12 protein-coding genes are annotated in these 14,435 nt (G+C 67.5%); 10 read left to right on the forward strand and 2 right to left on the reverse strand.

Features of this window, described 5'->3' with window-relative positions; genetic code table 11:
• Positions 1 to 2: 2 nt before the first annotated feature.
• The 10 genes from AOZ06_RS05975 to AOZ06_RS06020 all read left to right on the forward strand — a co-directional run bounded on the left by AOZ06_RS05975 (position 3) and on the right by AOZ06_RS06020 (position 12,284).
• Positions 3 to 506 carry a DUF501 domain-containing protein gene (locus AOZ06_RS05975; RefSeq protein WP_054288506.1) on the forward strand — a complete coding sequence of 168 codons (504 nt, stop codon included), beginning with the start codon at positions 3 to 5 and terminating at the stop codon, positions 504 to 506.
• A gap of 231 nt (positions 507 to 737) precedes the next feature.
• Positions 738 to 1,979: a lytic transglycosylase domain-containing protein gene (locus AOZ06_RS05980; RefSeq protein ID WP_054288507.1), complete on the forward strand. Its 1,242-nt coding sequence runs from the start codon at positions 738 to 740 to the stop codon at positions 1,977 to 1,979.
• A 21-nt stretch (positions 1,980 to 2,000) separates the two neighbouring features.
• On the forward strand, positions 2,001 to 2,945 hold the full coding sequence (locus AOZ06_RS05985; protein WP_054288508.1) for a Ppx/GppA phosphatase family protein: 945 nt from the start codon (positions 2,001 to 2,003) through the stop codon (positions 2,943 to 2,945).
• A 134-nt stretch (positions 2,946 to 3,079) separates the two neighbouring features.
• On the forward strand, positions 3,080 to 4,729 hold the full coding sequence (locus AOZ06_RS05990) for a peptide ABC transporter substrate-binding protein (protein WP_054288509.1): 1,650 nt from the start codon (positions 3,080 to 3,082) through the stop codon (positions 4,727 to 4,729).
• Positions 4,730 to 4,795: 66 nt separating this feature from the next.
• Positions 4,796 to 5,722, forward strand: a complete 927-nt coding sequence (locus tag AOZ06_RS05995) for an ABC transporter permease (protein ID WP_054288510.1) — start codon at positions 4,796 to 4,798, stop codon at positions 5,720 to 5,722.
• A complete protein-coding gene (locus AOZ06_RS06000; protein WP_054288511.1) occupies positions 5,715 to 6,686 on the forward strand; it encodes an ABC transporter permease in 972 nt (323 codons plus the stop codon). The genes AOZ06_RS05995 and AOZ06_RS06000 overlap by 8 nt, the downstream gene beginning before the upstream one ends.
• An 18-nt stretch (positions 6,687 to 6,704) precedes the next feature.
• A complete protein-coding gene (locus AOZ06_RS06005; protein ID WP_179950842.1) occupies positions 6,705 to 7,790 on the forward strand; it encodes an ABC transporter ATP-binding protein in 1,086 nt (361 codons plus the stop codon).
• A complete protein-coding gene (locus tag AOZ06_RS06010; protein ID WP_054288512.1) occupies positions 7,790 to 8,806 on the forward strand; it encodes an ABC transporter ATP-binding protein in 1,017 nt (338 codons plus the stop codon). The genes AOZ06_RS06005 and AOZ06_RS06010 overlap by 1 nt, the downstream gene beginning before the upstream one ends.
• On the forward strand, positions 8,803 to 10,584 hold the full coding sequence (locus AOZ06_RS06015) for a S8 family serine peptidase (protein WP_236952098.1): 1,782 nt from the start codon (positions 8,803 to 8,805) through the stop codon (positions 10,582 to 10,584). The genes AOZ06_RS06010 and AOZ06_RS06015 overlap by 4 nt, the downstream gene beginning before the upstream one ends.
• Positions 10,581 to 12,284: a S8 family peptidase gene (locus AOZ06_RS06020; protein WP_054288514.1), complete on the forward strand. Its 1,704-nt coding sequence runs from the start codon at positions 10,581 to 10,583 to the stop codon at positions 12,282 to 12,284. The genes AOZ06_RS06015 and AOZ06_RS06020 overlap by 4 nt, the downstream gene beginning before the upstream one ends.
• A 60-nt stretch (positions 12,285 to 12,344) precedes the next feature.
• Here AOZ06_RS06020 and AOZ06_RS06025 read toward each other — a convergent pair whose 3' ends face one another.
• Positions 12,345 to 12,920: a hypothetical protein gene (locus AOZ06_RS06025; protein WP_054288515.1), complete on the reverse strand. Its 576-nt coding sequence runs from the start codon at positions 12,918 to 12,920 to the stop codon at positions 12,345 to 12,347.
• 44 nt (positions 12,921 to 12,964) lie between these two features.
• Positions 12,965 to 14,404 (reverse strand): S10 family peptidase, encoded by a 1,440-nt coding sequence (locus AOZ06_RS06030; protein WP_054288516.1) that lies wholly within the window; start codon positions 14,402 to 14,404, stop codon positions 12,965 to 12,967.
• Between the last annotated feature and the right edge of the window lie 31 nt (positions 14,405 to 14,435).

Here is a 14,435-nt window from a genome sequence, read left to right on the forward strand (position 1 = left end):
AGGTGCAGTTCGAGCCAGTCACCGAGGCGGACCGCGCGGTCGTTGCGGCCCAGCTCGGCAGGCCGCCGCGCGCGTTGCGCGCCGTCGCGGCCCGGTGCCCCAGCGGTCACGTCGCCGTAGTCCAGACCAATCCACGACTAGAGGACGGCACGCCGTTCCCGACGTTGTTCTACCTGACCTGCCCGAGGCTGACCTCGCTGTGCAGCACGCTGGAGGCCGCGGGCGTGATGAAGGAGATGACCGCACGCCTGGCCGAGGACGAGGACCTGGCCAAGCACTACGAGCAGGCGCACCAGTCGTACCTCGCGCAGCGGGACGCGATCGAGTCGCTCGGTACGCGGGTCAGCGCGGGCGGCATGCCCGGGCGCGTGAAGTGCCTGCACGTCCACCTGGCACACGCGATGGCCAGTGGGCCGGGCGTGAACCCGTTCGGCGACGAGACGCTGCGGCTGATCGAGGACCAATGGCCTGCCGGCGATTGTCAGGCAGTCGACCACGCCGGCTGAGATCTGGCACGCCCGCACGAGTCGGGAAACCGAAAACACTCACCGGCCGCTAACAAGAGATGTCTGGTAACTGTCGAACAAAGTGACGTTGCTCCGATCAGACCAATGGCCGGTGAAAAGTTCGCTCGAATGAGGCACCCTAGGGAACCGGAGCCACAGGAAATCCGAAACCGGGGAGGCCGGTCCGTGTCGTTCGTGCCAGCGCCTGCGAATAGGGCTGCCCGACGGAAAATGCTGCGCTACCTGCGACGCCGGCGCGGGCTGGCGGCCGTGACAGCGGCGTTGCTGCTCGTGCCCGCCGCACTGGCGGGCGACGCGGTCAGCGGGTGGAGTGCCGAGGACAAGTCCATCACGCCGCTGGCCAACGGCCTCGGGCGCGGCTTTTTCGGCATCGACCTCGAAGACCTCGGCGCCAGCGGTCAGCTGCCCGAGGTGGACGGCCTGTCCAGCGAGCTGATGCGCGTCATCGGCGACCCGGACGGGCTCGCCTCGGCAGGCGACCCGATCAACACCCCGAGCGGCCCGCTCGGCATCCCCGGCAGCGCGCTGCAGGCGTACAAGAAGGCCGAGTTCCTGCTGGCCACGCAGCAGCCGACCTGCAGGATGCACTGGTCACTGCTGGCGAGCATCGGCCGGATCGAGTCCAACCACGGCCGCGGCGGCGCGGTGGACGCCAAGGGCAACACGCTCGAGAAGATCCTCGGCCCGGTGCTCAACGGCGTCGGTTTCGCCGCGATCCAGGACACCGACCGCGGCGCGCTCGACGACGACACGCAGTGGGACCGCGCGGTCGGCCCGATGCAGTTCATCCCGTCCACCTGGGCCGGTTACGCCGCGGACGGCAACGGTGACAACGTCAAGAGCCCGCACAACTTCTACGACGCCTCCCTCGCGGCCGGGAAGTACCTGTGCTCCGGCGGCCTGGACATGAGCAACGACCAGCAGCGTGGCATCGCGGTGTTCCGCTACAACCACTCGGAGAGCTACGTCCGGACCGTCCTGCTCTGGGCGAAGGCGTACGAGGCCGGTGTCAGCACCATCCCGGACGGCACGGGTGTGACAACGGGGAACAACACCAACCCGAACGCGCAGGCGGCGCCCGCGCAGACGCCGATCGCGACCACCCCGGCCCCGCCGCCGGGAACGCCGGGTGGCAACCCCGGCTCGTCGAACCCGCCGCCCAGCCACGACACGACGATCACGCCGAAGCCGCCGACGAGTCCGCCGAGCACACCGCCGTCGAACCCACCATCGAACCCGCCGTCCAACCCTCCTTCGAACCCCCCGTCCAACCCGCCGTCCAACCCTCCTTCGAACCCGCCGTCCAACCCGCCGTCGAATCCGCCGTCCAACCCGCCTTCGGAGCCGCCTGCGACGAGTTCGTCCGACAAGCCCCCGGCGAGTTCGCCGACCTCGGGTGCTCCGGCGGAATCGACCAAGCAGTCGTCGACCAGCAAGACCTCGGGCGCGTAGCAGACCTTGTAAGTTGATGGCATGCCAAGGGTTGCTGCCATCGACTGTGGGACTAACTCGATCCGCTTGCTCGTCGCGGACGTGACCAAACGGGACGACGGTACGTCCTGGCTGCGTGACGTCCACCGCGAGCAGCGGGTGGTCCGGCTCGGCCAAGGGGTCGACGCGACCGGGATGCTCAACCCGGAAGCGTTGCAGCGCACCAGGATCGCGCTCGCCGACTACACCGCGATCCTGCGCCGCAAGGGCGCGGAGAGCGTCCGGATGGTGGCGACGTCGGCGACGCGCGACGCGGGCAACCGGGACGACTTCTTCGGGATGACCGAAGCTGTCCTCGGTGTGCCCGCCGAGGTGATCTCCGGTGACGAGGAGGCCTCGCTGGCGTTCACCGGCGCGGTCGGCGACCTCGACCCGGAGGACGGGCCGTTCCTGGTCGTCGACGTCGGCGGTGGCTCGACCGAACTCGTCCTCGGCACGTGGGACGGTGTCAAGGCGACGCCGAAAGCCTCGCGTTCGACCGACATCGGCTGCGTGCGGATCACCGAGCGGTGCCTGCGCAGCGATCCGCCCACCGCCGAGGAGATCGCGCAGGCGCGTGAACTGGCCGGCCAGGTGTTGCAGTCCGCGTTCGACGTCGTCCCGGTGCACGAGGCCAAGACGTGGATCGGGGTGGCCGGCACGGCGACCACGATGGCGGCGATCGCGCTGGGACTGCCGGAGTACGACTCCGACGCGATCCACCTTTCCCGGATCGCCAAGGAGAAGCTCGTCGCCACGAGCGAGGACCTGCTCCGGCTGGACCACGACCAGCGGGCCGCCGACCCGGTGATCCACCCCGGCCGGGTCGACGTGATCGGCGGCGGCAGTCTCATCTTCCAGGTGCTGGCCGAGCGGCTGACCGGCGTGGACGAACTCGTCGTGAGCGAGCACGACATCCTGGATGGGATCGCCCTCGCTCAGCTGTGACGGTGTTCACAACTTTCGGCCTGAGCCAAGTGGGTGACGCCAGTCACATCGTCATGATTTTGTGACGCCCTGTGCCCTGATTGCCACTCGATGCCCAAGTTAACGTCCTCTCACACTTCGGGACGGAGGACTTCATGGGCACGAGGGCGGGTGCGCTGACGGCTGCGCCGTTGGCTTTGGTCTTGGTTCTCAGCGGTTGTGGTGGCGGTGGTGGCGGGACACCCTCGGGCAACGCCACGGCCGACGCCACGATCACGATCTACGGCACCAACCCGCCGGGCAACATGTTGCCCGCCAACGCGACCGACGCCGGCTCCGCCAAGATGCAGGAAGGCGTGTACTCCCAGCTGGTCGGCTACGCCCCCGCCGACGGCAAGCCGTTCAACCAGGTCGCCGAGTCGATCACCACGACCGACTCCAAGGTGTACAACGTCAAGCTCCGCAAGGGCTGGAAGTTCCACGACGGCACCGAGGTCAAGGCCAAGAACTTCGTCGACGCGTGGAACTGGGGCGCCTACGGCCCGAACGCGCAGCTGAGCGCGACCTGGTTCAAGCAGATCGACGGCTTCGCCGACGTGTACACCAAGGACCCCGACGGCCCGTCCGGCCCGCAGAAGCCGCCCACACCCGCGTCGAAGACCATGAAGGGCCTCAAGGTCATCGGCGACCACGAGTTCGAGATCACGCTGAAAGCGCCGTTCTCGGTGTTCAGCACGGTCATCGGGTACAACCCGTTCGCGCCGCTGCCGGACAAGTTCTTCGCCGACCCGGAAGGGTTCGCCAAGGCGCCGATCGGCAACGGCCCGCTGAAGTTCGTGTCGTTCACGCCGAACGTGGACATCAAGCTGACCCGCAACGACGACTTCCCGCTCGAGCAGAAGAAGGTCAAGTTCAAGAACCTGACCATCAAGATCTACTCGCAGCAGGAAGCGGCGTACAAGGACCTGCTGTCCGGGCAGCTGGACTTCATGGAGGCCCTGCCGCCGTCGGCGAAGGCGGGCAGCAAGTACAAGACCGAACTCGGCGACCGGCTGCTGACCGCGAAACTGCTGTCGATCTCCACGCTGACGCTCCCCGAATACCTGCCCGAGTACAAGAACCTCGACCTGCGCAAGGCGATCGCGCTGGCGATCAACAGGGAGCAGATCACCAAGACCGTGCTCGCCGAGACCTACGTGCCCGCCGACGGCTGGGTGAACGACAACATCGAGGGCTACGAGAAGGGCGTCTGCGGCGAGTTCTGCCAGTACGACCCGGCCAAGGCCAAGGAGTTCTACGCGCGGTCCGGGCACACCGGCAAGATCACCATCCAGTCCAACTCGGACGGTGGCCGCAAGGAACCTCTCGAGGCCGCGTGCAACAGCATCAAGAACGCGCTCGGCGTGGAGTGCACGTTCGTCGGCGCCACCAACTTCGGTGACTTCCGCAACCTGATCGACGGCCAGAAGCTGACCGGCCTCGGCCGTTCGGACTGGGGCGCGGACTACGCGGAGATCGAGAACTTCCTCAACCCGCTGTACCGCACCGGCGGATCGTCCAACGACTCGAAGACCTCCAACCCGCAGCTGGACTCGCTGCTGGCGCAGGCGGACGCGACCGCGCAGCGCGCCGACGCGATCAAGCTCTACCAGCAGGCACACCACGTGCTGCCGACGTACTTCCCGTCCATCCCGGTGTGGATGGAACGCGGAGTCGGCGCGAAGTCCAGCAACCTCGAGTCCGCGACGCTGAACTTCAAGCGGCGCCTGGAGTACGCGTCGGTCGTCGTGAAGGCCAAGAGCTGAACGATCCAGCACACCCGGGCCGGGTTCGAGTGACCCGGCCCGGTGTCCTGTTCAGAGGAGCACGTGATGGGTCGATACCTGCTGCGGCGGTTGCTGCAGTTCATCCCGGTCTTCCTCGGCACGACCTTCATCGTCTACACGCTCGTCTGGGCGGTACCCGGCGACCCGTTCGCGGGCAAGTGCGGTGAACGGCAGTGCCCGGAGACGTTCGTGTCGCTGATGACCGACCGCTACGGGCTCAACGACCCGCTGGTCGTGCAGTACTTCACCTACTTGGGCAAAGTCGTGTCGGGCAACCTCGGTGAGACCTTCAGTGGAGTGTCCATTTCGGAGCAGCTGCTGAACTCGGCGCCGATCACGGTCCGGCTGGCGATCGTGGCGTTGCTGATCCAGATCGTCATCGGCGTGGTCGCCGGTGTCGTGACCGGCATCCGCGGCCGGGGTTTCCTCGACAACCTCGTGCTCGTCTCCACGCTCTTCCTGATCTCGCTGCCGACGTTCGTCACCGGTTCGGTGCTGCAGATCCTGCTCGGGGTGGAGTGGGGGATCATCAACCCGACGGTGTCCGCCGAAGCCACGTGGGGTGAGCTGATCGTGCCGGGGTTCGTCCTCGGTGCCATCTCGATGGCTTACGTGACAAGGCTGACGCGCACCAGCATCGCCGAGAACAGACGCGCCGACTACGTCCGCACGGCGATCGCCAAAGGACAGCCGAACCGCCGGGTGGTTTTCGTGCACCTGCTGCGCAACTCGGCGATCCCGGTTGTCACGTTCCTCGGCACGGACCTCGGTTCGCTGATGGGCGGTGCGATCGTCACCGAAGGCGTGTTCAACATCAACGGCATCGGCGGGCTGATCTTCCGCAACATCGCCGAGAAGGAAGGCGTCATGGTCACCACCATCGTGACGCTGCTCGTCCTGGTGTACCTGCTGATGAGCTTGTTCGTCGACCTGCTGTACGCCGTTCTCGACCCGAGGATCCGCTATGACTGACCCAGGTTCCGTCGGCGGCGGCCCGGCGCTGGAGAGCTTCGCCAGCGCGGAGGTCGCCGACCTGGCGACGGCCGAGTCCGATGCGCGGCAACGGAAACCACGCAGCCTGTGGGGCGACGCGTGGATCCAGTTGCGCCGCAAGCCGATGTTCCACATCTCCGCGGTGATCATCCTCGTCGTCGTGCTGATGGCCGCGTTCCCCAGCCTGTTCACCGCACGCCCGGCCGACTTCAACAACCTGGACTTCGCCAGCCAGCCGCCGTCCTCGGCCGCCTGGTTCGGGTATTCCTTCCAGGGCTACGACATCTGGGCACGCGCGGTGCACGGGTCGCGGGCGACGTTGCTAGTGGGGATCTTCGCGACGCTGTTGACGGTGCTGATCGGCTCGCTGATGGGCATCCTCGCCGGGTTCTACGGCCGGTTCGTCGACGCGTTCATCTCCCGGTTCGGCGACATCTTCGCCGGGCTGCCGTTCGTGCTCGGCGCGATCGTCATCCTGACCACGTTCAACCCGCCCGGCTCCGACCCGAGCGGTACCTCGATCCTGGTGCAGGTGATCCTGTCGATCAGCGTGCTGTCCTGGCCGGTGTCCATGCGGATCATGCGCTCGGCGACGATCGTGGCCAAACAGCTGGACTACGTCAAAGCCGCGCGGGCGCTCGGCGCGAGCACGCGGCGGATCATCTTCCGGCACATGCTGCCCAACACGATCGCACCCGTCCTGGTGTACGCCACGATCGCGCTCGGCGCGTTCATCGCCGTGGAGGCGACGCTGGCGTACCTCGGGATCGGCGTCCGGCCGCCGGTGGTGTCGTGGGGCGTGATGATCAACGACGGCAAGGACTACGTGCAGACCTCGCCGCACGAACTGCTGTTCCCCGCCGGTCTGGTGACGATCACGGTACTGGCGTTCGTCATGCTCGGCGACGCGGTGCGTGACGCACTCGACCCGAAGTCACGGTAGGAGCCGAAAGTGTCCACAGTGTACGACGGGGAGCGGGGCGAGTTCGTGGCCGAACCGGGGCCCGCGGTCGCGCCGCTGCTCGAAGTCGACGACCTGCGGGTGGAGTTCCGCACCGGCGACGGTGCCGCCAAGGTGCTCAACGGCGTCTCCTACCACGTCAACGCCGGTGAAACCCTCGCCGTGCTCGGTGAATCCGGCTCGGGCAAGAGCGTCACCGCGCAGACCGTGATGGGCATCCTCGACACACCGCCCGCGGTGGTGCTCGGCGGCGAGGTCCGGTTCCACGGCGAGGACCTGCTGACGGCCCGGCCGGCGCGGCGGATGGAAGTGCGCGGCAACGGGATCGCGATGATCTTCCAGGACGCCCTGTCCGCGCTGAACCCGGTGTTCACAGTCGGTTTCCAGATCGCCGAGCAGCTGCGGGTCCGGCGCGGGCTGAGCAAGGCCGACGCCCGCAAGGGCGCGGTCGACCTGCTGGACCTGGTCAAGATCCCGCACGCCAAGCAGCGCGTCCGCAGCTACCCGCACGAGTTCTCCGGCGGGATGCGGCAACGGGCGATGATCGCCATGTCGCTGGCGCTCGACCCGGAGCTGCTGATCGCCGACGAGCCGACGACCGCGCTGGACGTGACCGTGCAGGCGCAGATCATGGACCTGCTGCGGGACATCCAGCGGGAACGCGACATGGGCCTGATCCTGATCACGCACGACCTCGGCGTGGTCGCCGAAGTCGCCGACCGGATCGCGGTGATGTACGCCGGGCGGATCGTCGAACAGGCGGACGTGTACTCGTTGTTCCGGACACCGGCACACCCGTACACCGAGGCGTTGCTCCAGTCGCTGCCCCGGCTGGACCTCAAGGGCCAGGAGCTCAAGGCGATCAAGGGCCTGCCGCCCAGCCTCGCCCGCATCCCGCCGGGCTGCCCGTTCCACCCGCGCTGCCCGCGCGTGGCCGACCGCTGCTCCCAGCAGGTCCCCGACCTCCACCACCTGCCGGGTGGCCGCCACTCCGCCTGCCACTTCGCCGAAGACCTGCTCGTGAGTGGTTCGTCCGGTTCTAACCGGCCGGACCACTCACGAGCTCCACGCTGGGAGGAGGACTGATGAGCGGGTTGATTCTGGAGGTTCGCGACCTGGTCAAGCACTTCCCGGTCCGGGTCGGGGTGCTGTTCAAGCGCACGGTCGGGCACGTCAAGGCGGTCGACGGGGTGTCGTTCGAGCTGCGCAAGGGCGAGACGCTCGGCATCGTGGGGGAGTCCGGCTGCGGCAAGTCCACACTGGCCCAGGTGCTGATGCGGCTCGAACCGCCGACGAGCGGGACGGCCTCGTTCGAGGGCACCGACATGTTCGCGCTGCGCGGCGCCGAGCTGCGGCGGATGCGCCGCGACATCCAGATCGTGCTCCAGGACCCGTACACCTCGCTCAACCCGAGGATGACGGTCGGCGACATCATCGGCGAGCCGTTCGAAATTCACCCCGAGGTCGCGCCGAAGGGCTCGCGCGAGGGCAAAGTCCGCGACCTGCTGGACGTGGTCGGCCTGAACCCGGAGCACATCAACCGCTACCCGCACCAGTTCTCCGGCGGTCAGCGGCAGCGGATCGGCATCGCCCGCGCGCTCGCGCTGCGGCCGAAGGTGATCATCTGCGACGAGCCGGTGTCCGCATTGGACGTGTCGATCCAGGCCCAGGTGATGAACCTGCTCGGCGAGCTGCAGCGCGACCTCGGACTGTCCTATGTGTTCATCGCACACGATCTGTCGGTCGTGCGGCACCTTTCCGACCGCGTCGCCGTGATGTACCTGGGCAAAGTTGTCGAAATCGGTACCGAGGAGGAAATTTACGGCCAGCCGTCGCATCCGTACACCCAGGCGCTGCTTTCGGCCGTTCCGGTGCCGGATCCGCAGCTGCGCGGGCGAAGGGAAGTGATCCGGTTGGCCGGTGACGTGCCGAGTCCCGTTGATCCTCCCTCCGGATGTCGGTTCCGTACACGGTGCTGGAAGGCGCAGGATGTCTGCGCAGAGCAGGAGCCGGAACTCATCACCCGGGTGGCGGGGCACCCGAGCGCCTGTCATTTCGCTGAGGCGCATGTCGTAGTAGGGGCAGAAAGGGAGAATTCGTGAGACGCAGAACTGTGTTGGCGGTGGCGGCGTTGCCGCTGTTCGCCGCACTGACCGCCGTGACGGCGCCGACGGCGTCGGCGTTACCGCGGTTACAAGGAAAGAGCGTCGACTACAACGTTCTCGCCGCACCGGGCGCGGGCGTCGAGGCGATCGAGGCGGCCGCCCGGGCGGCTGGGGGCCAGGTCGTGTCGAGCAACGCCGCGGTCGGACTGATCACGGTCACCGCACCGGAACAGGGATTCACCGAGCGCGTGAGCAAGGCAAGGGGCGTGACGGCGGCGGCTCGCACCCGCGTCGTCGGCCACTCGCCGAAGGCCGCGCCCGCCCCGAAACCGGACGTCGTCGAGAAGGAAGCCGCGGGCCTCGCGCCCTCGCCGAGCCCGGCGTTGCAGAAAGCTGCAAAGGCGAAGGAAACCAAGGACCAGGCGAAGCCGCGGTCGCTGGGCGCCACCCAGTCGGTCGGCATGGACCCGCTCGACGGCAACCTGTGGGGCCTGACCTCGATCCGCGCGGACCTGGCGCGGGACAAGTCGATCGGTGACCGGCGGGTGAAGGTCGGCGTCCTGGACACGGGTGTGGACGGCAAGCACCCGGACATCGCGCCGAACTTCGACCGCGCGTTGTCGCGCAACTTCGCCAAGGACATCCCGTTCGACGAACTGGGCCAGGTCGTGGACGGCCCGTGCGAGTTCCGCGGCTGCGTCGACCCGGCCGACTGGGACGACCACGGCCACGGCACGCACGTCGCGGGCACCATCGCGGCCGCCGCGGACGGCTTCGGCCTGTCCGGTGTCGCGCCGGGCGTCTCGATCGTCAACATCCGCGGCGCGCAGGACTCCGGCTCGTTCTTCCTGCAGCCGGTCGTCAACGCGATCACATACTCCGGTGACGCCGGGCTCGACGTGGTCAACATGTCGTTCTTCGTCGACCCGTGGCTGTACAACTGCGACAACAACGCGGCTGACTCGCCCGAGCAGCAGGCGCAGCAGCGGACCATCAAGACCGCGATCTCCCGTGCGCTGGACTACGCGTACCGCAAGGGCGTGACCCAGGTCGTGTCGCTGGGCAACCAGCACACCGACCTCGCCAACCCGTTGCCGGACGCCAGCAGCCCGAACTACCCGGCGAACACGAACCACAACCGCACCATCGACAACGCCACCTGCCTGTCGCTGCCGATCGAGGGCCCGCACACCGTCGGTGTCGCCTCGTACGGTCCGTCCGGTGCGAAGGCCGACTACTCCAACTGGGGCACCGAGCAGATCTCGGTGTCGGCGCCCGGTGGCTACATCCGCGACTACTTCGGGACGCCTTGGTTCAGCGCTCGTGAGAACGCCATCCTGTCGACGTACCCGCGCAACGTGGCGCTCGCCAACGGCCACATCGACGCGGCTGGCAACATCACCGAGGCCGGCGCGGGCCTGAAGATCCAGAAGCAGGTGAAGGCGGACGGCACACCCGCGTACTACCAGTGGCTGCAGGGCACCTCGATGGCCTCGCCGCACGCCGCCGGTGTCGCCGCGCTCATCGTGAGCCAGTACGGCAACTACGATGCCCGCGGTGGCGTCACGTTGAACCCCGACCGGGTCGAGCGTGTGCTGCAGGGCACCGCGACGAAGACGCCGTGCCCGACCCCGCGGACCGTCGACTACCTCAAGGAAGGCAGGGATGCTTCGTACACCGCGACCTGCCTGGGTGGTCCGGAGTTCAACGGTTTCTACGGTGCCGGTCAGGTCGATGCCTTCCAGGCACTGGTGAGTGGAGCAGATCACCTATGAGAAAAACCATCATCGCCATCTCGGCGTTGCCTTTGCTGGTGACGCTCGTGGCTGCGCCGACCGTGTCGGCGCAGCCGGAGCTGTCCGGCACGCCCGTCGAGTTCAACGTGCTGGCGAAGGACGGTGTCTCGGCCGCGGCTGTCGAGCAGGCCGTGAAAGCCGCGGGTGGCACGGTAGTCGAGCGCAACGACGCTGTCGGTCTGCTGACCGCCAAGGCGCCGGTGAACGGTTTCCGTGAGCGCCTCGCCGGAAACGGCGCGGTGCTGTCGGCGGCCAAGGTGCAGTCGATCGGCCAGGCGCCGGACCGCGCCACCAAGAAGCGCAAGGCCGACGCGATCGAGAAGGACCGCGGCAACGGCAACAAGGCGCAGAACAAGGCCAAGGCCCCGGTCGGGCTCGACCCGCTGGACGAGCAGCTGTGGGGCCTGAAGTCCATTCGCGCGGACCTCGCGCGGGACAAGACGATCGGTGACCGGCGCGTCAAGGTCGGCATCCTCGACACGGGCGTGGACGGCAAGCACCCGGACATCGCGCCGAACTTCGACCGCGGGCTGTCACGCAACTTCACCAAGGACATCCCGTACGACGAGCTCGGCCAGGAAGTCGACGGGCCGTGCGAGTTCCGCGGCTGCGTCGACCCGGCCGATGTGGACAACGGCGGCCACGGCACGCACGTGGCGGGCACAGTCGCCGCGGCGGCCAACGGCTTCGGCCTGTCCGGCGTGGCCCCCGGTGTGTCCATTGTGAACATCCGTGGTGGACAGGACTCCGGCTTCTTCTTCCTGCAGCCGGTGGTCAACGCGTTGACCTACGCGGGCGACGTCGGTCTCGACGTGGTCAACATGTCGTTCTACGTGGACCCGTGGCTGTACAACTGCGACAACAACCCGGCTGACACGCCGGAGCAACGGGCCCAGCAGCGGATGATCAAGGCGGCTGTCAGCCGTGCCCTGCGTTACGCCCACAACAAGGGCGTCACGCTGATCTCGGCGTACGGCAACAACGCCACCGACGCGGGCAAGCCGAAGCCGGACACGACCAGCCCGGACTTCCCGGCGGGTTCCGAGCACCCCCGCACGATCGACAACGCGACCTGCCAGTCGATGCCGTCGGAGGACCCGAACGTCATCAACGTGTCGTCCTACGGCCCGTCCGGTGCCAAGTCGGACTTCTCCAGCTACGGCCTCGAGCAGATCTCGGTGTCCGCGCCGGGTGGCTTCCGCCGTGACTACTTCGGTACGCCTTGGTACAACAGCCTCGACAACATGATCCTCTCGACGTACCCGCAGAACGCGCTGGTCACCGAGGGCTTCGTGGACGCGGCGGGCACCATCACCCCGGAGGGCGTGGCCGCGGGCGTGGTCAAGCTCGACCGGCCGGGCGCGTTCTACCGCCCGCTGCAGGGCACGTCGATGGCGGCCCCGCACGCGACCGGTGTCGCGGCGCTGATCATCGGCCAGTTCGGCAAGTTCCGCGGCGGCGACGCCGGCCTCGACCCGAACAAGGTCAAGCGTGTCCTGGAGAACACGGCGACGAAGACGCCGTGCCCGACTCCGCGCACGGTCGACTACACCCACCTGAACCGCCCGGCTGACTGGACGGCGACGTGTGAGGGCGACCTGAACTTCAACGGCTTCTACGGCCACGGCCAGATCGACGCCTACCAGGCGCTCGTGGCCGGCGCGAAGTTCGCCAAGTAGCAAGAAACCCTCGTGAGTGGTTAGTCCGGTTCTAACCGGACTAACCACTCACGAGGTTTTTCAGTTGAAGACGATGGCGTGGCCGGACTCGATGCTCATCAGGCATGCCTCGTGCAACGCCAGCCATGCCAGCCATTCGAACGGGTACGGCGTTTCCAACGCGTTGATCCGCTCCGCCTCCGCGTCGGACAGCGTGCCGTCCTCGGCGAGGGCGATGCCCAGCGCCGCCGCGCAGAACCGCAGTTCCACGAGCAAGCGCTGGCTTGAGCCGACGAACTGGTCGTCGACCACCTCCGGCGTCTCGAAGTCCACCGGGACGTAGTAGCCGTCAGAGTCCGAGTGGCACAACAGGTGCGACTCGAACATCTCCGCCTCTTCGGCCACGACATCGCTGTCCTGCTCCATGTCCGGGATGGTGGACACGGGCGTGACCGGTCGGCCTGCCTTCGTCAACGCGTAGGCCCTGCGCAGGAAGTGCACAGTGGAATACCCGAACGACATGTGAGCCGCCCGTCCACTCAGGTCACCCCGGACGGTCGGCGCACTCCACTCGACACCCAGTTCCTTCAGCCCGGCGCTGAGCTCGTCGAACTCTTCCTCGTACTCGCCGGGTCCTACCGAGATCGCTAACCCCATGCGGGAAACCTAGTGGTTGCGGTCGTGACCACCAGTGGCTGGGCTCAGCGGTTCGAGGCGTTTCGCACGAACGCGGCCAGGTCCTCCGACTGCTGCAGCCTGCTGGGCTCGTGGACGTACATCATGTGCCCGGCCGGGTAGTACTTCGTCTCGATGTTGTCCCGCAGCTCGTCGGAGATGGCCAGGTGCGCCAGCACGTGCTCGGCGGCGTAGTACGGCGTCGCGCCGTCCAGGTAACCGGATGCGACGTGCACCTTGAGGTTGTTGTTGGCGCGCATGGCCGCGGCGAGCTTGTTCGCCACGGTGACCGAGGCGTTCTCGAACTCCTTGTAGGACCACGGGTGCACGTTGCCGGTGAGGATCTCGTACGGCAGGTCGTTGGCGTACTCCAGTTCCGCGCGCACGTAGTGGTTCAACGCTGCGGTGTACGCGCCGAGAATGGCGGTGTACGACGGGTCGTCGCTGAACAGCTCACGGCCGTAGTCGACGTCCCGGCCGGTGAACCTCGCGTCCAGCCGCCCGGTCACCTTCCGCTGGTCACGCAGGACCTCGGTGAAGAACCGGACGTGCTCGACCCGCAGGTTCACGCGGTCGACGTAGTCCGGCTTGAGCCCGGTCAGCGCCGCGACCTTGGCCACGATGGCCTCCCGGTCCGCCAGCCGCGAACCCTGCGAGAGCGCCCACGGGTAGTCGCGGGCCGCGAACTCCTCGGCCTCGGCGAGCACGTCCTCGAGCGACCGGTCGCCGTGCAGGCCGTGGTAGTGCGCGACCGCCGCGTAGGTCGGCAGGAACAGCACGTACGGCAGGTCGTTGCCCTCGGTGAAGTCGATCGTGCCGAAGTCGAGGACAGACGAGATGAGCATGACCCCGTTGAGGTACATGCCGTGCCGCGACTGCAAGTGCTCAGCGAGACCGGCCGCACGCAGGGTGCCGTAGGACTCGCCGGCGAGGAACTTCGGCGACAGCCACCGCTGGTTGCGGGACGTCCACAGCCGGATGATCTCGCCGACCGACTCGATGTCGGAGGCGAAACCGTGGAAGTCGCCCGGCTTCTCGCCCTTGGTGGCCCGCGAGTAGCCGGTCGACACCGGGTCGATGAAGACCAGGTCGCTGTGCCTGAGCAGCGTCTCGGTGTTGTCGACGAGCTGGTACGGCGGCTTGGCCAGGTCCCCGGTGTCACCGGACAGGACCCGCCGGGGGCCGAAGACACCGAGGTGCAGCCACACGCTCGACGACCCTGGCCCGCCGTTGAACGCGAACGTCACCGGCCGCGTGGCCGAGTCGGCGCCGTCGACCGTGTAGCTGGTCATGAAGACCTCGGCCTTGGCGACGTGGCCGTCGACCTTGCCGTCGGTGATGACCTCGCGCCGCAGGACCACGCGCCCGGCGGTGGTCGTGTACGCGAGGTCACCGATGACGTGACTGGTCGTGACGAGATCATCGGTCGGGTCGGCGGGTTTGGGCTGCTCGTCGTTGTCTGCCATGCCTGAACCCTATGTGGTGGAGAATCATGAA

Source organism: Kibdelosporangium phytohabitans (assembly GCF_001302585.1).
Classification (GTDB): domain Bacteria; phylum Actinomycetota; class Actinomycetes; order Mycobacteriales; family Pseudonocardiaceae; genus Kibdelosporangium; species Kibdelosporangium phytohabitans.